Annotated in this window: 20 protein-coding genes and 1 pseudogene; 8 read left to right on the top strand and 13 right to left on the bottom strand. The window is 40.8% G+C overall.

Annotated elements, in window-relative coordinates; all coding sequences use genetic code 11:
- Positions 1–15: 15 nt before the first annotated feature.
- Together pstA and ACMAZF_RS03070 are read right to left on the bottom strand one after the other, a co-directional pair.
- On the bottom strand, positions 16–1,671 hold the full coding sequence (gene pstA, locus ACMAZF_RS03075; protein WP_435277168.1) for a phosphate ABC transporter permease PstA: 1,656 nt from the start codon (positions 1,669–1,671) through the stop codon (positions 16–18).
- Between the two features lie 20 nt (positions 1,672–1,691).
- Positions 1,692–3,935: an ABC transporter permease subunit gene (locus ACMAZF_RS03070; RefSeq protein ID WP_435276018.1), complete on the bottom strand. Its 2,244-nt coding sequence runs from the start codon at positions 3,933–3,935 to the stop codon at positions 1,692–1,694.
- A gap of 184 nt (positions 3,936–4,119) precedes the next feature.
- Here ACMAZF_RS03070 and ACMAZF_RS03065 point away from each other — a divergent pair, with 184 nt between their 5' ends.
- Positions 4,120–4,632, top strand: coding sequence for a glycine cleavage system protein R (locus tag ACMAZF_RS03065; RefSeq protein ID WP_435276017.1), 513 nt, complete (start codon positions 4,120–4,122; stop codon positions 4,630–4,632).
- Between the two features lie 145 nt (positions 4,633–4,777).
- Entirely contained in the window at positions 4,778–6,568 is a 1,791-nt protein-coding gene (locus tag ACMAZF_RS03060) for an ABC transporter transmembrane domain-containing protein (RefSeq protein ID WP_435277167.1), read from the top strand.
- A 312-nt stretch (positions 6,569–6,880) separates the two neighbouring features.
- Here the strand turns inward: ACMAZF_RS03060 and ACMAZF_RS03055 are convergent, their stop codons facing one another.
- Complete coding sequence (locus ACMAZF_RS03055) at positions 6,881–7,780, bottom strand: DMT family transporter (protein WP_435276016.1); 900 nt, start codon at positions 7,778–7,780, stop codon at positions 6,881–6,883.
- A gap of 157 nt (positions 7,781–7,937) precedes the next feature.
- Here ACMAZF_RS03055 and ACMAZF_RS03050 point away from each other — a divergent pair, with 157 nt between their 5' ends.
- Entirely contained in the window at positions 7,938–8,846 is a 909-nt protein-coding gene (locus ACMAZF_RS03050; protein ID WP_435276015.1) for a helix-turn-helix transcriptional regulator, read from the top strand.
- Positions 8,847–8,980: 134 nt separating this feature from the next.
- Here the strand turns inward: ACMAZF_RS03050 and ACMAZF_RS03045 are convergent, their stop codons facing one another.
- From ACMAZF_RS03045 to ACMAZF_RS03030, 4 genes are all read right to left on the bottom strand, one after another.
- Complete coding sequence (locus ACMAZF_RS03045; protein ID WP_435276014.1) at positions 8,981–9,280, bottom strand: hypothetical protein; 300 nt, start codon at positions 9,278–9,280, stop codon at positions 8,981–8,983.
- A gap of 103 nt (positions 9,281–9,383) precedes the next feature.
- Positions 9,384–9,626 (bottom strand): helix-turn-helix domain-containing protein, encoded by a 243-nt coding sequence (locus ACMAZF_RS03040; protein ID WP_435277166.1) that lies wholly within the window; start codon positions 9,624–9,626, stop codon positions 9,384–9,386.
- A 79-nt stretch (positions 9,627–9,705) separates the two neighbouring features.
- Positions 9,706–10,167, bottom strand: a complete 462-nt coding sequence (locus ACMAZF_RS03035) for a hypothetical protein (protein WP_435276013.1) — start codon at positions 10,165–10,167, stop codon at positions 9,706–9,708.
- 50 nt (positions 10,168–10,217) lie between these two features.
- Positions 10,218–10,682, bottom strand: coding sequence for a carboxymuconolactone decarboxylase family protein (locus ACMAZF_RS03030; protein ID WP_435276012.1), 465 nt, complete (start codon positions 10,680–10,682; stop codon positions 10,218–10,220).
- A 182-nt stretch (positions 10,683–10,864) separates the two neighbouring features.
- Here ACMAZF_RS03030 and ACMAZF_RS03025 point away from each other — a divergent pair, with 182 nt between their 5' ends.
- From ACMAZF_RS03025 to ACMAZF_RS03010, 4 genes and pseudogenes are all read left to right on the top strand, one after another.
- Entirely contained in the window at positions 10,865–11,368 is a 504-nt protein-coding gene (locus ACMAZF_RS03025) for a hypothetical protein (RefSeq protein ID WP_435276011.1), read from the top strand.
- 169 nt (positions 11,369–11,537) lie between these two features.
- Positions 11,538–11,846 (top strand): DUF1272 domain-containing protein, encoded by a 309-nt coding sequence (locus ACMAZF_RS03020; RefSeq protein ID WP_435276010.1) that lies wholly within the window; start codon positions 11,538–11,540, stop codon positions 11,844–11,846.
- A 9-nt stretch (positions 11,847–11,855) separates the two neighbouring features.
- A complete protein-coding gene (locus tag ACMAZF_RS03015) occupies positions 11,856–12,221 on the top strand; it encodes a cupin domain-containing protein (protein ID WP_435276009.1) in 366 nt (121 codons plus the stop codon).
- 202 nt (positions 12,222–12,423) lie between these two features.
- Positions 12,424–12,807, top strand: a pseudogene (locus ACMAZF_RS03010) (GGDEF domain-containing protein); the annotation flags it as partial.
- Between the two features lie 57 nt (positions 12,808–12,864).
- Here ACMAZF_RS03010 and ACMAZF_RS03005 read toward each other — a convergent pair.
- The 6 genes from ACMAZF_RS03005 to ACMAZF_RS02980 form a co-directional block, all read right to left on the bottom strand.
- Positions 12,865–13,842: a PstS family phosphate ABC transporter substrate-binding protein gene (locus ACMAZF_RS03005; protein WP_435276008.1), complete on the bottom strand. Its 978-nt coding sequence runs from the start codon at positions 13,840–13,842 to the stop codon at positions 12,865–12,867.
- A gap of 115 nt (positions 13,843–13,957) precedes the next feature.
- The gene (gene phoR, locus ACMAZF_RS03000; RefSeq protein WP_435276007.1) at positions 13,958–15,283 is read right to left on the bottom strand and encodes a phosphate regulon sensor histidine kinase PhoR; all 1,326 of its coding nucleotides are present in this window, start codon (positions 15,281–15,283) and stop codon (positions 13,958–13,960) included.
- A gap of 3 nt (positions 15,284–15,286) precedes the next feature.
- Positions 15,287–15,976, bottom strand: a complete 690-nt coding sequence (gene phoB, locus ACMAZF_RS02995) for a phosphate regulon transcriptional regulator PhoB (protein WP_435276006.1) — start codon at positions 15,974–15,976, stop codon at positions 15,287–15,289.
- A gap of 391 nt (positions 15,977–16,367) precedes the next feature.
- The gene (locus ACMAZF_RS02990; protein WP_435276005.1) at positions 16,368–17,291 is read right to left on the bottom strand and encodes a porin; all 924 of its coding nucleotides are present in this window, start codon (positions 17,289–17,291) and stop codon (positions 16,368–16,370) included.
- 97 nt (positions 17,292–17,388) lie between these two features.
- Complete coding sequence (locus ACMAZF_RS02985; protein WP_435276004.1) at positions 17,389–21,129, bottom strand: AAA family ATPase; 3,741 nt, start codon at positions 21,127–21,129, stop codon at positions 17,389–17,391.
- A gap of 25 nt (positions 21,130–21,154) precedes the next feature.
- A complete protein-coding gene (locus ACMAZF_RS02980) occupies positions 21,155–22,399 on the bottom strand; it encodes an exonuclease SbcCD subunit D C-terminal domain-containing protein (protein WP_435276003.1) in 1,245 nt (414 codons plus the stop codon).
- Positions 22,400–22,634: 235 nt separating this feature from the next.
- Here ACMAZF_RS02980 and ACMAZF_RS02975 point away from each other — a divergent pair, with 235 nt between their 5' ends.
- Positions 22,635–24,320: an ATP-binding protein gene (locus ACMAZF_RS02975; protein WP_435276002.1), complete on the top strand. Its 1,686-nt coding sequence runs from the start codon at positions 22,635–22,637 to the stop codon at positions 24,318–24,320.
- Positions 24,321–24,357: the final 37 nt, after the last annotated feature.

The raw sequence follows: 24,357 nt of genomic DNA, 5'->3' as shown, positions 1-24,357 counted from the left end.
AAATTTTCTGATTCACTAGTGTTCTAATGAACGATATTTTTCACGTAATAAGTTTCGAATGCGAATCGCCGCCATATTCAAACCAACAATTACGGTTACTAATAAGAATGAAGAGGCAAATACTAACGGTCTTGCAGCTTCAACGTTCGGGCTTTGGAAGCCCACATCATAGATATGGAAACCTAGATGCATGAATTTTCTATCTAAATGGAAGAATGGGAAGTTGCCATCAACTGGCAACGTCGGGGCCATCTTCACCACACCCACCAGCATCAATGGCGCTACTTCACCTGCTGCGCGAGCAACAGCCAAAATCAAACCAGTCATAATTGCTGGGCTTGCCATTGGAATAATAACTTTCCATAATGTTTCTGCTTTAGTCGCACCTAATGCCAAGCTACCTTGACGTAACGAAATAGGAATTCGTGATAAACCTTCTTCCGTCGATACGATAACGACAGGTAAGGTCAAAATAGCTAACGTCAATGCTGACCACATAACACCTGGACTACCAAAAACTGGTGATGGTGACGATTCAGGATAAAACAGCTCGTCAATACTGCCACCGAGTATGTAAACAAAGAATCCTAAACCGAATACGCCGTATACCACAGATGGTACACCTGCCAAATTGATAACCGCAATGCGGATGAACTTGGTGAAGACGTTCTTTTTAGCGTACTCGTGTAGGTAGATAGCAGCTACAACACCAAAAGGCGTCACGATAACAGCCATCAGCATAACCATAAAGATGGTGCCGAAAATTGCTGGGAATACGCCACCTTCTGTATTTGCTTCACGAGGATCATCCATCACGAAGCTGCCAATATTAACCAACCAATGACCAAACTTAGTAATTACACCCATTTGGTTTGGTAGATTAAAGCTCAGTAGATAGCTCAAGTTAATATCTACCAACTCACCGCGCATGTCTTTGACTGTAACAAAATCACGTGTCATTTCATTACGGAATTTAAATAGCTTGGCTTCGTGAACTAAATATTTATCATTAAGCGTTTTACGCTGCGCGTCTAAATCCGCTAAACGTTCAGGTGTCAGCTCATTATCAATTTCAAAACGACGCTGTTTTAAGCGAATCTTCTCAAGCTTATAGTTAATACTATTAATTTCACTTGATTGCAGCTCATCAGCTTGTTCTTGCAACACTTCAACACGTGCTAAGGCATCATCTAGCGTCGTCACTAGTGTCGCCATCTCACCTGTTTGCTTTTTACCGTCAACCGTCACACTGTTAATAAAACCGTAAAAGTTGCCGTTCTTATTTCGCTCAAAAACGGCAAGATTTGGCAATGCTTGTTGCTTAGTGATTGTTGGGCCTAACAACCAACGAAAGTCCAGTTCAACGAATTCACGGTTACCCGTTTTAACAAGTTTTGACTCAACCTCAGTCACTTCACTTGGAATGTTATGACCATTCTCACGTAAACGCTGTGCTGGAATACTATCGATTTCATACACTTCACCAATAACGGTTTCAACTTGGCCCTTTGGATTAACCACATCAAATTGATAAATAGTACTTGGCCAAAAGTAAACCAGACCACGCCAAGCGATTAATATCAACAAACCAATAACCGCAATTAAGCTAATGCTTACCGCACCTGAGGTAAGCCAAATCATTGGCGAGCCGCTTTTTCTCCAAGAGTTCATTACATTAGTTCCAATAGTCATTACAGCGAACCATATCTATCGCGCAGACGTTGACGAACAACCTCTGCCACGGTGTTAAAGAAGAAAGTGAATATAAATAATACGAAGGCTGCTAAGAACAGCACACGATAATGAGTTGAGCCAACTTCAGATTCAGGCATTTCTACTGCAATGTTCGCCGACAAGGTACGCATGCCTTCAAAGATGTTCCAATCCATGATTGGCGTATTACCCGTTGCCATTAATACAATCATTGTTTCGCCAACGGCGCGGCCAAGTCCCATCATCACCGCAGAGAAAATACCCGGCGAAGCTGTTAATAGCACAACACCAACCAGTGTTTGCCAGCGTGTTGCACCTAAGGCAAGAGAGCCGTTACTTAAGTGTTGAGGCACACTGAAAATTGCATCTTCAGTGATTGAAAAAATAGTTGGGATAACCGCAAAACCCATCGCAATACCAACAATTAGCGCATTACGTTGGTCAAAATCGATGCCTAATTCATTACTAATGAACATACGCGCGTCGCCGCCCATTAGCGCCTCTTCAATCATCGGGCTTAGGCCATAACATGCCATCGACGCCAACAAAATAATCGGAATAAGCATTAGCGTAGAGTATTCTTCGTTAAGAATATTGCGCCATTTTTTAGGTAACTTATGATGAATGAACGCAAACAACACTATCGTTGCCGGGATGACAAAAATAATCATGAAAACGAAAGGTAAGTATTCTTCAACAATCGGCGCAAGCCATAAACCCGCTAAGAAACCTAAAATAACCGTTGGCAGCGCTTCCATTGTTTCAACGGTAGGCTTAACGATTTTACGTAAATTAGGCGGCATGAAATAAGCCGTATAAATAGCACCGGCTATAGCAATAGGAACCGCAAATAACATCGCATATAGTGCCGCTTTAATCGTACCGAACGAAATTGGAACCAATGACAATTTAGGTTCAAAATCATCACTTGCTGACGTTGATTGCCATACATAATCTGGCTCGGGATAACCTTCATACCAAACTTCTTGCCACAACGCGCTCCATGTTACTTCTGGATGCTCATTTTCAAGATTATAGAAATCAATGCTGTCTTTAGTGGTAAAGATTAACGCGTTATTACGCGGTGAAAATTGCAATGCGGTTGCTTTGTTGACTAACGGCTCATCTAATAAATCAGCTTCACTCGTTGAGTGAAATAAACGTAAATCACCTTTATCATTTAATACTGCAAAGGTTTTTCTAAAGGGTTCAGATTGAATTTTTTCAACGCTACCCTCAACCGTAAAATTACGGATCTTAGTTAAACGACGGCCGCGGTCAGATTTTGTCTCAAACCACTGACTGATAAAACCATTTGAGTTCCCCACCAAAATAGAACTACCACCAGACATTAAGCTAATATCTGTCACTTTCGCGCCGGGTTCGTTAATTTCAACAACTTGGCGCGGCGCATCAAAAGCGCCAGCAACGATATCGTAGATGTATAATTGGTTACTGCTCAATACGAACAATAAACGTTGATCAGGGGTAATCTGTAACTTACTGATGCTTGTTGGAATACCGTGTAATTGGTTTGTCTCACTAACCCACTCAATTTCTTCCGTCATGAAGTTTTCTTCAGCAACTAACGTTGCTAGCAGCAAACGATGATCTTGCGTCAATGCGACAGCTGACACTTGCTCTTCATCACGTTGGAAGGCCAACTGAGTCAATGGTTGACCTTGTGCATCAATCATCAAACTTTCTTCACCAAGCGGGTATCTCACTTGTGGCGCAATTTCACGACCTTTGTCTGTAAAACTCATCATGAAACTAGGTTGTGAAACTAATAAACTACCGTCACTTAAGCCAAACGCTACGTCACTATTTGCACTGGCGATACTAGCAATTGATTGCGTATCTACTAACGGTAACTCAACGACGCTTTTAGCTGGGCTGGTTTCAACTAGCGGATAAAAATGCAACTGGCCTTTGTCTGTGTAGTAATAAGCAATTTCGTTTAATTCATCACTACCAGTGGCGACAACATTTGTGTTCGCTTCTAGTTTTTGTTGCTGTTGAATTTCGATACTTGCATTGCGAAATACTGGTTCTACAACATAAAGTAGATAACCAAATATCATTAACAACGTCATAAGCACCATTAAGCCACCCATAGTAATACTATATTGGGCAAGCTTATCTTTAAAAGCACGCAACGGATCGCTAGCTCCTAAATCGCTGCGTTGTCGACTTGTTAATGTGTCTGCAGACTGTGACATCAAGTAAATTTCCTAATTACCATAAAACTGACGTAATTCTATCCTGTCAATATGACACTAATATTACATTGTCATTTTTCGTCACCTATTGTTCGCGCCATGGCTATAATTTCCCTTTTTACTGGACAAAATTACCCATCAGGTTTATTAATAAGTCAGTGATGTCACTCGATTAAGGATTAATATGAAAAACGTTGTTATAACTTTTGTAGGTAAAGACAAAGCTGGTTTAGTGGATCAGTTGGCGCAAGCAGTAATCGATCATCACGGCAACTGGTTAGGCAGCTCGATGAGTCATCTGGCTGGACAGTTCGCAGGTATTGTTCAAGTAGAACTGCCAGAACTTGAATTAGCTAAATTTAGCTTAGCACTCGGCCAACTTGAAGACCTCACCACCACCATTCAAGAAGGACAGCCAACGTCTGGTGATATTGAAGCCCAAGATCTACTCAGCATTTCAATTGTTGGCAACGATCGCAAAGGGATCGTCCAAGAAGTCACAGAGGCATTGCACTCTGTTGATGCCAATATCGAACAACTCGGCAGCCAATTAGAAAGCGCACCAAATACTGGCCAGCTACTATTTAGAGCCAACATTACGGTATTACTGCCTGAACACTCTTCAATTGATGAACTCACCAGTGCCATTGAAAACTTAGGTGACGACATTATGGTTGATGTTGAACACGGCTGCTAATCCCCAATAAAGAGTTTGAAGCGCCTGCTTCAAACTCATTTTTAATATCACTATTATCCTCCATATCTACCTAAACTTTTTACTATTCAACAAATAAAAATGTGCTAACGTGGCAAATATTAAATTTTGTCATCGGATACGTATTTTGCCTCAAACGCCTTCTAGTAAACCTGACGCTAGCGCTTATCAAAGCCTCAAACCTATTTTTCAATTTATTGCGCCTTACAAGAAAAATGTCGTGCTTGCGCTATTTTTCCTCGTATTCACAGCGGGCATTAGTTTGTCCCTTGGCCAAGGTGTGAAAATGGTGATTGATAATGGGTTTATTTCTGGCTCATTGGAGCAACTTACCCAGACCATATTAGTGCTCATTGGCATGATATTTTTGCTAGCCTTTGGGACCTTTTTCAGATTTTATTTGATGTCATGGATTGGCGAGCGCGTTAGTGCTGACATTCGCACGGCAGTGTTTAACCAAATTATCAAACTCCACCCAAGTTATTTCGAGGAAAATCGCAGTGGCGAACTAATGTCACGTTTAACAACTGACACTGCCCTATTACAATCTATTATCGGCTCATCTTTTTCAATGGCACTGCGCTCGACATTTATGCTGCTTGGTGGTCTTGTTATGTTATTTGTCACCAACCTAAAGTTAACCATGATTGTTGTAGTATGTGTGCCACTGGTATTATTGCCGATGATGTTCTTTGGTCGTCGCGTGCGCGATCTCGCGTCTAGTAGTCAAGATGCCATTGCCGATATTGGCACTTACGCTGGCGAAATCATCCAAAATATCAAAGTCGTACAAAGCTATAGTCACGAAAAATTAGAACAGGCAGCCTTTGGCGGCGAAGTCGAAAAAGCCTTTGAAGTGGCCAAAAAGCGTATTAAACAGCGTTCATTCTTGTTTGCTGCTGTTATTTTATTAACTTTCGCAGCTATAAGCGTCATGTTGTGGGTTGGTGGTCAGGATGTGCTATCAGGTGCGATGACAGGCGGTGAACTCGGTGCATTTATCTTTTATGCCATTATGGTGGCCATGTCGGTGGCGACAGTGGCGGAGGTTTATGGCGAATTGCAACGTGCTGCAGGTTCAGCAACACGGCTATTAGAATTATTAGCGTTAAAAAGCGATATAACGTCTCCTGAGCAACCACAACAATTTCCATCGCAAAGCAATAGCGCTATCGTGCTAAACAATATTGGCTTTAATTACCCATCACGACCTGATGTGCCAGCGCTAAGCGACATTAACCTAACAATCAATCATGGTGAAACGGTGGCCTTAGTTGGACCATCTGGCGCTGGTAAAACAACGATGTTTGAATTGTTGCAGCGCTTTTACGATCCTCAGCAAGGTAGCATTTTACTTAACGACACCAATATCCAGCAACTGCCTCTCGATGACTTACGCCACGTGATGGGCATGGTGCCACAACAACCAGTGCTATTTAGTAGCGACGTGTCTCACAACATAGGTTATGGCAAGCCTGACGCCACCAGTGAAGAAATTGAAAATGCGGCCAAACGCGCTCATGCTCATGAATTTATCACTCAATTACCTGAAGGCTATCAAAGCTTTTTAGGAGAACAAGGGGTTCGACTCTCTGGTGGCCAAAAACAACGTGTTGCCATTGCTCGCGCCATTCTAAAAGATCCCGATGTGCTATTGCTTGATGAAGCCACCAGCGCTCTTGATGCACAAAGTGAGCATCACGTGCAGGCAGCTCTCAATGAGCTAATGAGCGACCGCACCACCATCATCATTGCACATCGCTTAGCAACCGTGATCCACGCTGACAAAATCGTCGTTATGGATGGCGGCCGCATTGTCGACGTTGGTACGCATCAATCATTGCTAACCAGCTCTCCGCTGTATCAGCGCTTGTGTGAACTGCAATTTGAACAAGCAAAATCTAAAGTGACGGAATAAATACAGCGCCATGTTATACCAATTGCATTAAGTAAGTGATCTTGTTGTGCGTAGAGAAAATCAGCTAAAACAAGGCGCTCGATTGACTAATAGCTGGCTATTAGGATTGAGAGCAACGCCATTTTAGTTAATTTTAACAAGTACACGTGGGCAAATATTTAATGCAATTAATGGTATTAGATAAATTCAAGCACCTAGCCACTAAGCTACAATGGTTAAAGCCAATATTAGCGTTAATTATGTTGTGTTCACTATGCATGGTTGGCTATGTACTTGTTGGTCAATCAGGAGTGGCGAACTCTAAAACATGCCTTAAGAGAATCGCTGTTTCGTTACTTGAAATAGCGCCTTTCTTCGCTGAATTAACACATTACCTAATATCACCAATACTAGCCCCAACGTTGAATACGACGTCCATTGATAATTTTCATAAATTACAGATGCACTCAAGGCAACAATTGGGGTTAACACTAAAATATACGCCGCATTACTCGCGCCTAATTTATCCACCAACATTAAATAACAGGTAAAGCCTAATACCGAAGCTGGGATCGCTAGATACATTAAGCTGCCAACATATTGCGTAGTGATAGAAAACTCAAACGATAGCCCACGAGCCCAAATGATTAACAACAATGCGCCACAACCATAAAACATCGCATAACAATTAGCTGTAAATGGTGCAACGTTATGCTTGGTATTGCGGATACTCAACATATTACCAATCGAAAAACACCAGGTACCAACCAACGAAAACATCAACCCCAAAAGTGTATCCGACGACCAGTTTGTCGTTAGTAAATCATCTACAAATAACAAACTAATCCCCATTAATCCCAACCCAGCGCCGAACCAAAAGTTTGCATTCGTTTGAGTTCCATAAAACAACCTGCTGTGCACAGCATTAAAGATAGGCGCAGTTGCCATTAATACCGCCACTAAGCCACTTGGAATATAGAGCGTAGCGCTGTAGAAGGCGAGAAAGTTACAGCAAAATAAACAAACACCTTGTAAGCCAATAAAGTACTGATCTCGGCGGGTAATCGGTTGTAATTTTTTCCAGAGTTTACCAATCACCAACATCACAATTGCCGCAACTGCAAAGCGATAAAATATAGACACTTCCATTGGCACATCGCCGTGCTGCCACTTAATTGCGATCCACGACAAGCCCCACAGGAAAATCATTAATACATAAAGAAAAACGGACATACTGCCTCTTGAACAACAAATTATTGTGAGACATTTTGACGACAATAACGAATAAGAAATATCACGATATTGGCAAAACTAGCACGATCTTGCGGTTAATTAATTCAATTGCTCCTGTCACTCTAGCGATAAGCGCAATAAATGATAGTATTTTGGCATGACATTGATTTACTCGGACATCGTTCAACCATTGGAAACTCAGGCGACATCAACGCTCACTAGCTTTGACCAATCATCTAGTAAAATCTGTTTGCGACAAAAATCGTTAACAGACGCGTTGTCTTGGGCGCATTATCAAAATGAACACGATCGTCTTTATTATCTCAATGAGGATCAACACACCCTGAGTTTGTACCTCACTGGAGGTTACGACACTCATCGCACAGACGTACCATCAGCCTTTGGCGCACCGGGCAAGTTTTGCTTATTACCTAAAGACGCTAAAAGCGAATGGCAGCTAGGTCAAACTCAGCAATTTATGCACCTCTATTTCAACGATGACTATCTCAAACAACTCGCGTTAAAGGTGTTTGATATCGATCCACGAATGCTTGAACTACCCGAGCTAAATTACGCCAGTGACGCCGCGACTGAAGCCCTCGTCCGCCATTGTTTAGCGAGCAGCGATTGGCAAGACAATCACAACCATTTGGCAATGGAACAACTCACCAACACAATTCTAGTATCGATGTTGCAAAACATGGGCGTCACCAAATTAAAATCTACTGTAAAAGGCGGCTTATCTCCCAAAACTGCCACGTTAGTGTGTGACTACATGCAAGCAAACTATCACCGCCAAATTTACTTATCTGAATTAGCTGGCTTATCACAACTGAGTGAATATCACTTTTGCCGCATGTTTAAAGCAAGCCACGCCCAAACACCTCAAGCCTATTTAATGTCGGTAAGAATTGAGCAGGTGAAACTACGTATACGTGCTAATGATTCAAATCTAACGAACATTGCCCTGCAATGTGGCTTTTCAAATCAAAGCCACATGGGACGCTATTTTAAGAAGTTAGTGGGCGTGTCGCCGAAGCAGTATTGGGGATTAACAATGTCTTAACTTCATATCACTCGTTTACTAACCTTTATCGTGCACAGAATAGTATTTAATAATAAAACGTCATGTAGGAATTACAATGGACAAGTATTTTTAAAGACTGGTCGTTAAACTTTCATTCACCATGGCTGATTATATTATTTAATATGATTATTAAGCGTTTCATCCAATAATTTTTTACGCTCTGCTCTATCTTTCTCGCATCGTTTTCTTAGATATTCATAAGGTGAATTGCAATCCTGACCAGCTAACACAAGCTGTTTCTTTTTCTCTTCACACTTAGTCACTTGCTCTGGAGTCATATGTAAACAATGCGCGCTATATTTGTCGTCAAGAAATACGTTATCTGAATCATAGACATCACGCGCTTGATAGCTGCTACATCCACTTGCAACAATCAACATGCTAGCGACAACCATCTCTTTTCTAAATTTCATAGTTAAATCCATGTATATGTAGTGCTTCTATTGAACACAAAAGCATAACATTAACTATTTTAACAATATAACAATTTATCCCCAGAACGGAACGACATAAAGGTTAATCAACCTTCGCGCATTTCACTAAAAATTGATGTGGTGTAATGTTAGCAATCATTTTAAATTCTCTAGTCATATGCGCTTGGTCTGAAAACCCTTGAATAAGTGCGAAATCCGCTAGATTATCAGGTACATCATTCCGTAAAGATACGATAGATTGATGAACGCGGATCAGTCGTTTGTAATAAATTGGAGTCATGTTTAACCAACGCTTGAATTGGCGTTGAAGTTGCCGCTGACCGATGGGAAGTTGCTCAATGCTTCGTTGTGGCGTTATCGATTGAACAGTGTCGGATATAGAATGAGAAATTGCCTGAGAAAAGTCAATACTGCGGGTTAACCATCGATATACAGCTGTAATTTTTTGCCATTGACCCTCTCATGGTCGCCAGTTTATCGGTAAGATCGCATAGTTGTAATGTTAACCCTTTCATTTTCGGCAATGACTGCGATAGCGACTGAGATAACAGGCAGGTTGATGACGGGAGTTCACTACATACTGAAACGCCAACGGCAGGTTGAAACCTAAAACCGACAACTTTGGCGTTACTCGAAAATATTTTCGTGTGCGCAGTCTTTTGAGTCGGCTGCCAGACGACTCCTTGTTCAAACCGCTTGCCGTCGATTTCTATCGCGCCTCGCAGTATTAGCATAAATCCACTGGTTGCATCGCTAACGAAGTATTTTTTCGTGTCACTCAGTGAAGAATCTTGAACGTCAGCCGTCCAAATTCCCTGCACATAACGTGACAGTGACCTTGTTGGCTTGAATATGTCGACTGACATTGGGTGGTTCAATTTAATGCCTATTCACAGTTTATATTCGTAAGGATTGTTCATGATGATACTTGATAACTACCTACCGTTGGTTTGAAGGACTTACCGATTCTATTCCAACTATTGATCGCATTGATTGCAACAGTCAACTCTACTAATGATTGTTCATCAAAATGTTGTAGTACTTGTTGATATAACGCATCGTCAATAGATTCACCATTCGTTAACGCTTCACACCACAGTAAAGCAGCGCGTTCTTGCTCGGTATAGCATGGCATATCTCGCCACGTCACTAAGCTTGTTAAGCGTTCAATCGATTCACCGTGAGCAAGGGCTTCTTTATTGTGCATATCAACACAGTAACCGCAGTGGTTTATTTGGGAAGCTCGTAGTTTAATTAAATGTAATATACCTATAGTCAGTTTTTCATGCTCTTTAAATTGCTTTGTTATGTGTGCTTCTTGTTTGAATAACAATTGCATTGCCTGTGGCGCTGCTTCGGCGTAATTTAAACGTTGTGTCATGATGATTATTCCTTGAGAACAGTTCAAAAATAAAAACAAGACAATAGCCGTAACTCAATATCATTGATTGAATATTTACGACATTCAATCATTTTTAACTAACAAGTTATTACATCTCAATGATTGAATTGGTGGATCCATTCACTACATGATGAAAACATTATTATCGTATGAGTATCACCATGACATTATTAATTGTTGGTTTGTTATCTATGGCTCCCTTCGTGAGCGATGGCAAGGTAATTAGTCATTCTGAAAACAGCTTTGAGCTAAGCAGCCATGTCGTGATTAATCAGCCAGTGGAGTCGATATTTCAACGGTTTAATCAAATTGAATTGTGGTGGCATTCTGATCATACATTTTCTGGCAACGCGCAGAATATGACATTAGACATTACAGATGCCTGTTTTTGTGAACGTTGGGCTAACAATATAATTAGACACATGGATATCGTCGCTGTTGAAGAAAAAAAACGCCATGTTTGGCGCGGTGGTCTTGGTCCTTTGCAGTTTTTTGCAGTGAGTGGCGCGTTAACATGGGATTTTAAATCAATTGGCAATAACCAAACCAGCGTGACATACACTTACCGTGTTTACGGCGCCATTCCCGATGCAAAAACATGGTCGACAGCAGTTGATGGCGTATTGCCACAGCAGTTAACGAGACTAAAAAATTCAATCAAATAGAAAGAAACTATATGGAAATCATTGGCGTAATTTTGATAATTGTTGCTGTAATCGTGCACTTTATAGAGGGCTTTGCAGCGTGGAATATGGTGTACTTACCTTAAATAAAAAGTTTAGAGGTAAGAAAACGCCGCTGGAAAAGATGATGGACAAACATAAGGAATAAGGTGTGTTAGAGCTTCGTCCCAATTGTGAAGGGTGTGATATCGATTTACCTGTTGATGCCACCAATGCCTATATTTGTACGTACGAATGTACATTTTGCAAAGACTGCGTTGAACGATTATTGAAAAATGTTTGCCCCAATTGCGGCGGTGGATTCACGCCAAGACCTATTCGCCCCGCAACGTCTCGTAGAAATGGCGTTGGCTTAGCATTTCAACCAGCGTCAACAACACGTGTTAATACCAAGTATAGCGAAGAAGATATTCGCGCGTTTAGTCGTTTGCATCATCATATTCCACCTCAAGATAGATAGGGCATAAAAATGAGTAATCAATCGATAAACCTTAACGATAAGTTTGCAAAATTCTCGGCTCATTGGACACCAAAAGTCATTGCTGAAATCAACGACTATCAATTTAAACTGGCCAAAATTAAAGATGAATTTGTATGGCACACACACTATGATACCGACGAAATGTTTATGGTAATTAAAGGCTCGATGATTATAAAACTGCGCGATGGCGATGTGCTACTTAATGAGGGTGAAATGTATGTGGTGCCCAAAGACGTTGAGCATAAACCCTTTGCCGAACAAGAATGTCATATTATGATGATTGAGCCTCGCGGCACGGTGAATACCGGAGATTCAGACTCAGTATTAACCGCTGTTAATGACGTGTGGATTTAGCGACTTACATCTTCTAATAATTGCGTAGCAAGCTCTTCAAGGACATCAACGGTTGGGTGTGTATGGGCGAATGTTCTTAATCCATAAATACCCATCACCAAGCTTTGAGTACGCTGTTTTGCAGTACGGCTATTATCGATTTCACCAGCGGCAAGTGCCTGTTCAAAGACCCAAATAAAACCCTGTTGCCAATCATTTTAAAAAGGTAAATGATACCTATGGTCATTTGGTCGGTGATAAAGTGATTATTGAAGTCACTAAACGCATGCGACACGCATTGCGTGATTATGACTTAATTGGCCGTTATGGGGGCGAAGAGTTTGTTGTAATTACGCCCATTGATCAAGTAGACGCAACAGTTGTTTATCAACGTGTCTGTGACAATATATCTCGCACTCCCTTTCTAATCGACGAACATATCATTAAGGTAACTATTAGCTGCGGTGTTTCTGTTTACCATAATGAAGACAGAAATGATGAGTCCTTGGTTTTAGCAAGAGCAGATAAAGCTTTATATCATGCTAAAGAATCCGGAAGAAATCGCGTTGTCCAATTAGAAAGAGAATACGAAACAGACATTGTCTAAACTCAAAAACCAATAAAAAAGGCGCTTTCAAGCGGCTTTTTTACAACAAGTTAACAATTAAAGCTTGATGCCTAATTTCTTAAGTTCTTTATTGGCTACTTTTGCAGATAGTGGAATATAACCATCTTTAGCAACAATCTTTTGACCTGTTTTAGAAAGAACCATTTTTAAGAATTCACGATCCATTGGCGCTAATGGCTTATTTGGATGCTTGTTAACATAAACGTATAGGTAACGAGAAAGAGGGTAAGTACCGTTTAGTGCATTCTCTTTCGTTGCAGCAACGTAGTTAGTACCTTTCTTAGCTAGTGCAATTGCCTTAACACTCGAAGTCTTGTAACCGATGCCTGAGTAACCTAGCGCATTGATAGACGATGCTACTGATTGAACTACAGATGCAGAACCCGGTTGTTCATTTACCTTAGTGTTGAAGTCACCTTTACACAGTGCTTTCTTTTTAAAGTAACCGTAAGTACCAGATACAGAGTTACGACCGTATAACTGGATGTCTTTACCTTCCCAGCTACCTGTTAGACCTAAATCACCCCAACGATTAACTGGTTTTCCGCCACATTTATTGGTTACAGAAAAGATACTATCAACTTGAGCAATCGTTAAACCTTCAATTGGGTTATCTTTATGTGCGAACACTGCAAGCGCATCAATAGCTACGCGAACTGGTGTTGGCTTGTAACCAAAACGCTTTTCGAAGGCTTCAATTTCACGCGCTTTCATTTTACGGCTCATTGGACCGAACTGAGACGTACCTTCAGTTAATGCCGGTGGCGCAGTAGAAGAACCAGCCGCTTGAATTTGAATGTTTACATTTGGGTAGTTACGCTTAAATTCTTCTGCCCAGAATGTCATCATATTCGCTAATGTGTCAGAACCTACCGAAGACATGTTGCCTGAAACACCTTGAGTTTTAACGTAGTCCGGTAATTTTTTGTCAATTGTTGACGCGTTTGCCGATACCACTAAACCAGAGGTTAATAGGGTTAGACCGATATTGCGCGCTAGTTTTAATAATTTCATTTGTTACTCCGATAACGTTCTTTTATAAGAACTATTGTGCCATTAAGTTGTAAACGAGGCTTATGTTGCATTAGTTAAGTGACAGTTAGGTGACTTAATTATTAAGCTTTTGTGACTATTCATTTAATTGACCATTTTTGTTAATAAACGAAACAATACGGTCGTTATCGATCACAAAACTAAAGCGACATCCTTTGCCAAGCGTACTTTTAATTTTTAAACTAGATTGATGATTTTTAAGAACATGTTTAACAATGGCCAGTCCAAGTCCGGTGCCACCGCTCTCGCTTGAACGTGATTGTTCAATGCGATAGAAACGTTCTGTTAAACGGTTAAGGTGTATTGGAGCTATCCCTGGTCCATTATCACGTACCATAAACTGAGCGCCATGAGGGTGATGATGCCAAGTGACCCAAATTGAACTACCATCCGGGCAGTAACGAATTGCATTAGTCACTAAGTTGGCGCATGCGCTGTAAATTTGAGTTTCGTCGCCATATACATAAAGATTCTGTTCAACATCAAAATGCACGGTCATGTCGCGCTCGCCAATCAAACTCATTGCATCAGACTCTAACATGTCCATTTGTTCTTGCATGTTCACTTTGGTGTGCTTTGATGCAATGGATGAAAATTCAAGCTTCGATAGCGCAAGCAATTGTTCGACCATCGACTGCATGCGCGATGTTTGCATACGCATAGCACGAACAGCTTTATTGCTACTGCGACTACCGCCATCAACATCATCAATTAACTCAAGGTAACCTTGAAGTACTGTCAATGGCGTCTTTAATTCGTGAGATACATTAGCTACAAATTCTCTGCGCATCTCTTCAAGCTGATTCAAACGTGTCACATCACGGGACACTAATAGATATTGATTTTCGCCGTAAGAAATAATGCGATTTTCTAACAAGATATCCTCATCGGCTGGCGATTGAATTAGTAATGCTTGGTTATATTCGCGAGCCGCAAGATATTCTGAAAACTGTGGATAGCGAATAAGGTTATCAAGACGCTGCCCTTGATCCGTCGGCCATTTTAAACCTAACAAAGCACGCGCTTGAGTGTTACACCACAGAATATTGTTTTCTTCGTTATACATGACAACGCCATCAGGCAATGCATCGGCACCTTGTCGAAATTCGCCCAAATTATTAACGAGTTGACGGCGACGGCGACGATTTCCACGCTGAATATTGTCAACGCCATAGTACACATTATCCCAGCTTGAACTACTTCCTTGATGTTTCTTTTGCGGCGATTGCCATACCCACAGCACCAATTTGTGGAACTGTTTCAGATTAAAAATAAATAGAAGAAAAGTACCAACAAACAGAACGATAAAAAGTTCTGAGGTCATTAATCCAATGATGAGAAGGCAAAGATAAAAGCCGCTAAGTTTAGCGGCAATCTTATTAAATAGCTGGTTATCAAGCATCAATTAAACTCGTGTTGAGAAGCGATAGCCTGCACCGCGTACGGTTTGTACAAAGTTTTCATGCCCATGCCCGCCAATCGCTTTGCGTAGTCGTCTGATATGAACATCAACGGTTCTATCTTCAACATAGACGTTTGTGCCCCATACGTGATCTAATAGCTGTTCACGGCTATATACGCGTTCACTATGGGTCATGAAAAAGTGGAGTAACTTAAACTCGGTCGGACCAATTGGCACTGGCTGCTCATTAAGACTAACGCGATGGCTAACAGGATCTAACACCAACCCTTTCACATCAATTAGCTCTTCTAACGCCGTTGGCATTGCGCGGCGCAATACCGCTTTAATTCGCGCAATCAATTCTTTAGGCGAGAATGGTTTAGTAATATAGTCATCTGCACCGACTTCCAAACCGCGAATTTTGTCTTCTTCTTCACCGCGTGCCGTTAGCATAATAATAGGCACTTCTTTGGTTAGTTCGTGGCGCTTAATTTCTTTTGCGAGGCTAATGCCGTTGCCGCCAGGAAACATCCAATCAAGTAATATTAGATCGGGTACCGGCTCAACTAAACAATCAACTGCCGACGTGTAATCATGCGCTTCAACAACATCGAAGCCCTGCTGCTCTAAAACGAAACACAGCATTTCTCTAATAGCTGCTTCATCTTCAACAACGAGTATCCTTGCACTCATATTATCTAAACCTATAGTGTTATTTGATAACGTCTATTATTAATAACTAATGTGACACAAATATGACTAACTCATGAGAAAGTTCAATTATGTCACTAATAATAGCGACTAATTTATCACGCTATTACCGCTCGTTATATTTTTAATTGCTACATTTCGTTAGGTATTATACCAATTGCATTAAGTAAGTGATCTTGTTGTGCGTAGAGAAAATCAGCTAAAACAAGGCGCTCGATTGACTAATAGCTGGCTATTAAGATTGAGAGCAACGCCATTTTAGTTAATTTTAACAAGTACAAGTGGGCAAATATTTAATGCAATTGGTGTTAATTCTTAGCTTATTCTAGGTATAAAAAAAGCCGCTATTGCGGCTTTTTAAATCAAATACGACTTAGAATTTGTATTCCATGCCAACGGCTAGGTGGCTTTTTTCTTTACCGTCATCAAAAGAGAAGTCAGTGTAAAAACCTGTTAATTTAACGTTTTTAGCAAGTTTGTAATCAACACCTACTGATACAACATCGCCAGATTTTTTGTCATCACTGTCTTGATATTGCGCTTTAAGCGTTGCTTTACCTACTGGGTAAGCAGCACTTACTAAGAAGCCGTCACCATCTGATGTGCCATCAGTGTATTCAGATTCATTGTAAATTGCGCCTAATTTTAGATCGCCCAATTTACCCTGCATAGTGACACGTGTTGTATCGCTACCAGCGACTTTAGAGTCGAACGCTACCGCCGCATAAAACTTCGATTTTTTCAGTTTTGCGTCACCGTACATCAATGAAATACTGGTGCCGTTTTCGCCTTTAGATTTGTAACCGCTTTCTGCAATGAACGTAGCACGAACAGAGAAACCATTTTTCTTAGGTGAAATATACGTTAGGGTGTCGTCTAAGCGATTGTCACCACTGAATAAGTTTTTAATATCAGCGTTGTAATTATTAAATAAATCAACTTTGCCTTGAGATTTTTTCATCGCAGTATCATTACGACCAAGCATCACGGTACCAAAATCGCCTTTTAGGCCAACCCACTGGCTACGCGCTTTAATATTGTCTTCCCCATCATCAGCGATATTTACTTGCCACTCAACTTGATAAATTGCTGAAAGGTTGCCATCTAATTTAACGCCACCTTTAACACCAAAACGAGATGCGTTAGATTTAATATCTGTTTCACGTTCACCGGTGTCATCGCTTTGTAATGTGGCGTTAACTTTACCGTATACTTTCACTTTCTCGCCAGCAACTGCAGTGTTAGCAAGGATTAAGCCGGTTGCAATTGCAACCGCTGTTTTTGTAAATGTATTCATTATCCGTCCTAAAAATTAGTAAAATGCTACGTTAACCTTCAATGGTGCTGTAGTCTGCCTGCGTATTATTACAGAACTATGACAAAGGTCACCTTTTTTATCGAATTAGTAACTTAACGTCGGAATGACCACTGCCATTTGAGGTTACTTGTATCCGAGTTCCTACTCTTTCAACCAATCCTTGTACATGTGAAATGATGCCAATTTGGCGACCACTTGCCTGCAATGAATCGAGACAACTTAGGGCAACTTCGAGAGTATCGGGATCTAAGGTACCAAAACCTTCATCTATAAACAAAGAGCGAATTGTAGTTTGCAGACTAGTCAATGATCCTAGCCCCAATGCGAGTGCTAAACTCACTAAGAATGTTTCACCGCCAGACAAGCTGTCAATTGAGCGAACTTCATCTCCCATGTCTTTGTCAATCATCTGTAAATCAAGCTCTGCGCCTGGTACACGCTCGAGACTATAGCGTGGAGCAAGTTCAATTAAATGATGATTGGCACCTAGTAACATCTGCTCTAATGTAAGGCTCTGCGCAAACGTTCTAAACTTGGCGCCGTCAGCACTGCCGATCAATTCCTTCATGTTTTGCCACAATTGATTTTCTTGCTGTTGCTGTTCGATATCTTGATTTAACTCGCCAAAACGCACCATTGCCTGATTGTGTTGCTCTAAACTTGCTCTTACTTCAAACTGCTGCTGAGCCAATTGTGACAGAGTCGCGTCAACCGAATTTTCTGTCATATTTCTTTGCTCTTGCGAACAAATTAATGGATTTGGTACCAAAGAAGGAAACATTTGAGCAATCACAGCAGCTTTCTCATTTAATACAGCCTCTAGTTGTATTAATTGCTGTTGAAGTTGCTCAACGACCGCTTGACTTTGGTGGCTATTTTGAAGTAATTGAGCTTGATGTTGGCGCTGTTCAATGACCCAATCTTGCTCGTAGGATAGTAATTCAATTAAGTCTTGCTCACTCATGTTGAGTGTTTGCTGCCACTGTTGCCACTCATTGGCTAATGACTGATTTTCTGTTGTGATGCTCATCAATCGCTCATTCACTTGACTCAGCTGACTCTCAATGACTAAGCAATGACTATGTTGCTGAGCTAGCGTCGAATTGGCATTTTGGTGAGCAGTGGCTAGCTCTTTTACTTTCGTTTCAAGCTCGTTACGCATTGCTTGCGGTGAACGCCCTTGGGTGAGTGTGAGTAACGTTTGTTTTTCTTGCTCAATTGACTGGCTAATATATTGATACTGTTTAACGAGTGGCTGTTTTTGTTGCTCAAGTTGACTGGCTTGTTCGTCAAAAGCAATAATCTGTTGATTGATGTGAGTAATTTGGTTTGCCAATGATAGTTGTGACTCCTGTCCATTAACAAATTGCTCAATGTTTGTTGCTAATTCTCGCTTAAATGCAGCAAGTTCAATGTCCACCTCGAGTATATGGCGCCAATCAACCAAATTGTATAACGCTTGCAGTGCTGAAATTCGCTCTGCTTGTTGCTGCTTATATTGTTCAATGGACTGCGTCACTAATATAGAGTCACTTTCTAGTGCCGTTATTTGTTGCTCAGTATTGGCGATCTCTTGTTGCGTGGTTTTTACTTGATGCTTTGCTTTTTCCAGCGCTTGTTGGCTTTGGTTTAAATCGTTAGTGACTTGCTGGGCGTGTTTTATCTGAGATTTTAATTGCTCAATTGCGTTAAACAAGTTTGCAACTTCGTGTTCGACTTTACCTTGTCGCTCAATACTGACTTCTTTGATAGCCAGCTGTTTTATCAGTTGATTAAGTTCGTTTGTTTCTCGTGTTAGCTGCTGAACATGTTCTGCCTTTTGCTTACCAATTGCATCAAATTTTGTCAGTTGTTCTTGGTATTGATGAGCCTGTTGCTCCAACTGGTCAAAGCGAGTGGCTAATTGGTTGATCATTTCATTGCCAACACTTTGTTCTTCGCTATATGGATGCTCTAGACTGCCACAAAGCGCACACGGTTCACCGTCGATTAACGTATCTCGATGCTCACTTAATGACATGACTTGTTTAGCCGTATTTAGTGCCTTTAATGCCTCATCACGTAGTGGTAAGTGCTGATCTAATTGATTTTTATTCTGACGATAGCTTTGTCGTAGCTGATCAAGCTCTTGCGCTAATTCTTGCTGCTGTTGATCTTTTTGACCAATCATCGATTGATATTGTAGCCCTTGCACGATGAGCTGTTGTTCATTGAGTAACGCATTATAACTGTCTTGAAGCTGATTAAGTTGCTGCTCAAGCTGCTCACTACTTGAAGATTGCTGCATATTCAACAGCTGTTCAACATCTCGCTGCAAGCTTCCCGCTTGTTGGTGCTCAACTTCTATTCGTTGTTTTAACTGCTCCAATTGAATTTTATATAGCGACAATTGCTCTTTATTTGTTACTAACTTAGCGTCTAAGGTGCTGACATGGTTAACACTTAAACTATATTCTTGAATATGCTGTTCGACTAAACCAATTTGAGTCACTAGCGGCGCAAGCGCTTGATGTTCACTTAGAAAGTGCTGAACCTTTTCATGCTCTGTAGACGTTGATTCTAACTGTTTTTTGAATGCACCAAGCTTATTAGCATTTTCATCACAATGAAGCTCTAGGGTGTTAATTTGCTGCAATACACTATCATATTGCGATACCTGAGATGCAATCGCAGCCTCTTTGGTGATGGCCAATTCAATATCTGGTAGTTTATCAGCAAGTTGTTGTTGTGCTTGTAGCTCTAATTGAGCAAGACGACCTGATTGATGATTAGTATCCTGATGCTGAGCCAGTGCTGCTTGATGTTGTTTTGAGAGTTCTTCAACCGCTTGCTGCTGGTCTGTTAGTTCTTTCTTGTATTTCGCCTGCTGTGCAAATACCACTCGCGCATCTTGAGCCTGCTCTATTTTATCTAGAATTTGATTAATGCTGTCTTGTTGCTTTATCGCCTGTAGCGCTTGAGATAACCGCTCTTTATCTTCCACCAAGTTATTTTGGACTTGCGTTTTGGCCGTTAATTTATCGCCTAACCATTGCAATAACTTCTTTTGTCTCTCTACATCAGCTACTTGATCATTTAATGCCGTCAATTGCCCAACTAACGCTTGTTGCTGCTCTGTTGAAAGCAATTTAACTTCGCCAATTTTCGACTCAAGCAATAATAGATTTTGTTCTTGTTCTTTTGCCTGAGCGAATGCTTGTTTAGATATTTGAGAATAGAGTTGGGTGCCTGTAATTCGTTCTAATAATTCAGAACGCTCTTTGGCAGGAGCCTTCAAAAACGCAGCAAAATCCCCTTGAGCGAGTAAAACAGAACGTTTAAATTGCTCATAGTTAAGACCAATTAATGACTCAATTAATGCTAAAACTTCTGTTTTCTTAGTGGCTAATACTTGATTGTCTTTGCAGTCAACCAATTGCATTTCTTGTGCTTGAAGACGACCTCGAGCTGAGTTTCTAGCGCGCTTTACACTCCATTTAGCTTGATAATGTTGCCCGTTATCAAGGGCAAACTCTACTTGCGCAAAACCATTTGCGGCTCCACGTGTCAGAATATGGCGCACATCATTACTTTTTACACGTTCACTTTCTTCACTTTGCGCGTGACCAATAGCCGCACCGCGGCGACTATTTGAAAAGCGTGGCATCGCATCAAACAACGCTAAACAGATTGCGTCTAGCAACGTACTCTTACCTGCACCAGTGTTACCACTAATAGCAAATAGCCCAGCGTCAGCTAAGATACCTTTCGCAAAATTGATATGAAATGGTGCCGCTAAACTGGCAAGGTTTTCACCTTCAAGGGAAATAATTTTCATCGGTTTTATTTAATTCTTCGCATGTTTAGTCAGTAGTAGGCTCAGCTAAATGGGTATCACTTAATAAGCGGGCAAAGGCATCGACATAAGGCTGAGGAGGTTTTTCACCATATTGTTGCAAATATTTTAAAGAGAAAACTTGCTCTGGCTGCAACTGATCAAGTTTTTTGCCTTCAAACGCCAATGGCACGTTGTTTTTTTCTTTATATTGCGTGGTAATCTTTACCAGCCGTACCGCTTTTCCTTCAAGGGCTTGATTGATCTTATCTCGTAACATGGCTTGTGGCTCATCCAGCAATACCTTAACTTCAAGAAGCGGCTGAAGATGGGGGTCTATTGCTTCTTCTGGTAGCCCTTGAAATAACGCCAATACTGTATCAAGAGGCTGCGCATCTTTAGGCACACACAGCATATCGACACTGCGTGGTACTAGGATACTTGAAACTTTTTTGAGGTTTTTCCCGGCAAATTCCACCAGCTTAATTTGATGCTTATAATCTCGTTCAGCCAGCGATAACGGAATTGGCGAACCACTATAATAGACAGATAAGCCACCTAATTGCTGCGGCTTATGTAAATGACCTAACGCAGTGTAGTCATAATTATTAGCAAATATTTCCAGTGGTAAGGCGTGTTGGTTACCACCTAAAATACGGCGTTCGGACATTTCGCTAATGGTGCTAGAAACTAAATAAGCATGAGCAACCGCAATGCTAGCGTGTTCAGGCTCGTTGCGAGCATGTAACTCGTCAGCAATCTGTTGATAAACACGTTCTACACCTGCAATAAGCTTGTCATCACATTCGTCGATGCTAGCCAAGTCTAAATCCCCCGGACGTAAAAATGGCACCGCTGCAACGCGAGCTGCAATATCACCGTCGCTGTTAGTTAATGGAATAATCAATTTGTCAAAATCGAGGGAATTATCAGGCAATCTCGGCAATCCACCCACCAAATGAATATCAAATGCTTTAAGTAGATGATCCGGCGCATCTAGTTTACTTGGCGAATCATGATTGCCAGCCACTAACACTAAGTCGAGTTGTGGTAATTGTTGCTTCACTTTTGCTAAAAATTGGTACAGCAAACGCCAAGCCCATGCTGGCGGATTGGCGGTATCAAATAGATCGCCTGCGACAATTAAGGCGTCAGCTTTTGTCTGCTGAAGCTGTAAAAATAGATAATCTAGAAACTGTTGCTGCTCGAACTCTCGAGATAAACCAAATAGGTGATGCCCTAAATGCCAATCTGAGGTGTGAATAATTTGCATATTGCTCTCTTTTATTTAGCGATTAATTGCTATCTTAATGACTATCTACTACTTTTTAAATTAATCATTATTTTTTATTAATTTTACATGAAAAGACGTTTGCACATTGCAGGCATTTTCGTATATGTTCAATAATAGCTCAGCCCAATGTCTGAATTGTATTAACGTTTAGAATTCTCAATAACTACTACGATGCTAACAAGTAGATGCAAATGTAGATAACTAAGGTGTGTTAATGGCCGTAGTCAGTATATCAAAACAGCTATTAAACAAAGTGTTGTTAGCCTATGTCTTATTAACGATGACAGTCATGGCCGTTCAAGTACTGTTTAGTTATATGTCTGTTAAAAAAGAAATCAGCGCCGAGTTAACACAACTTAAGCACACGATTGACGATAGCCTCAGCCAAGCAATCTGGGAATTAAATGACCGACAGATTGACGCGATCGGTAAAGGTCTTTCTGATATGAAGCTAGTACAAGCCGTGTTAGTCATTGATGAATACGACACGGTGCGCTATCGCAGTGGTTTAGACACTGATTATGCAGTAGAAAACTACAAATCGTTTAAGCCCAATGAATCTGTCGAGTTCAATGAATATTTTGGTTTCAATGGCAGCCTAGATTATATAGTGACGGAGGGACAAGCCAGCAATAAAGGCTATCACGTTGGCAATATTATTATTCTGTCTAATATTTCAAACATCTATTATGCAGTTATAGTGCAAACCATGTTTCCGATAATAGGAGCATTGTTTAGTATCTTCTTGATTAGTTATGTCATTAAGCGACTATTTCATAATCTACTAACGACGCCACTTGAAATGCTTAGTTATGGTATTAGCCAAATAAATCTGTCTAATCTAAGTCAGTCAAAGCTCGATCCACCTAGTGGACAAAATGATGAACTTAGCGTCCTCACCGATTCCTTTAATTTACTTATCAATAAACTCATTGAATATAAAGACAACTTGGAATTAGCTCAAAGTGAATTAGTCGACGCTAACATACGACTAGATAAACAGAATCTAGACCTAGAGCAAGAAGTTACCAAAAAAACCTCAACGCTTAGTCAGGCAAATCAAGAGCTGGCACTGCAAAAAGAAGAGTTAGTTGAAAGTGAGCGAGAGCTAAGGCATTCACTCGCTCAGTTAACCCAAACTCAGAACCAACTCGTTCAATCTGAAAAAATGGCTTCATTGGGTAGTTTAGTGGCGGGGATTTCTCACGAAATCAATACGCCTGTGGGTATTGGCGTCACCGCAGTGACCTATTTGTCCGAATGTGTCGAACAGCTATCTAAAGAAATGAATGGCAAAACACTGACCCAAACCAAGATGCAAACATTTATCAGTGATGCCAATAATAGCTGTGAATTACTCACCTCCAATTTAAATAAAGCATCCCAGCTAATTCAAAGTTTTAAAGATATTGCAGTTGATCAAACCAGTGAAGCGATTCGCGATGTCAATCTAATCTCTTATCTCAATGAAGTTATTACGTCATTACAACCGAAACTGAAACGGACAGAACACAAAGTCGAAGTCTATGGCGATGAAGATATTGTATTACATTGCCGAGCGGGTGCGTTGTCACAAATGTTCACAAACCTTATTCTCAATTCCATTGTTCACGCCTTTGAGGGTATAGACCAAGGCGTTATGACATTTACCTTTAAAACTGATGCCGACACGGTTTACATTAGCTATAAAGATAACGGCAATGGCATTAGTGAAGAAAATCTTGCCATGCTATTTGAACCATTTTTTACCACTAAACGTGGCCAAGGCGGCAGTGGTTTAGGCACTCACATTTTATATAACATTGTCACCCAATCTTTTAGTGGTAAAATTACAGCTCAAAGTGCTCCTGGCGAAGGGCTCGAATACACAATTAACTTCCCTATCAAGCAAGAAATCTAACCCTTTGCTGTTGCGCGGCGGCGATGTTTTACATACA

The organism is Psychrobium sp. nBUS_13, assembly GCF_051201665.1.
Taxonomy (GTDB): domain Bacteria; phylum Pseudomonadota; class Gammaproteobacteria; order Enterobacterales; family Psychrobiaceae; genus Psychrobium.
The sequence above is the reverse complement of the archived record's forward strand: the minus strand, read 5'-3'. Positions and strand labels throughout refer to the sequence as shown.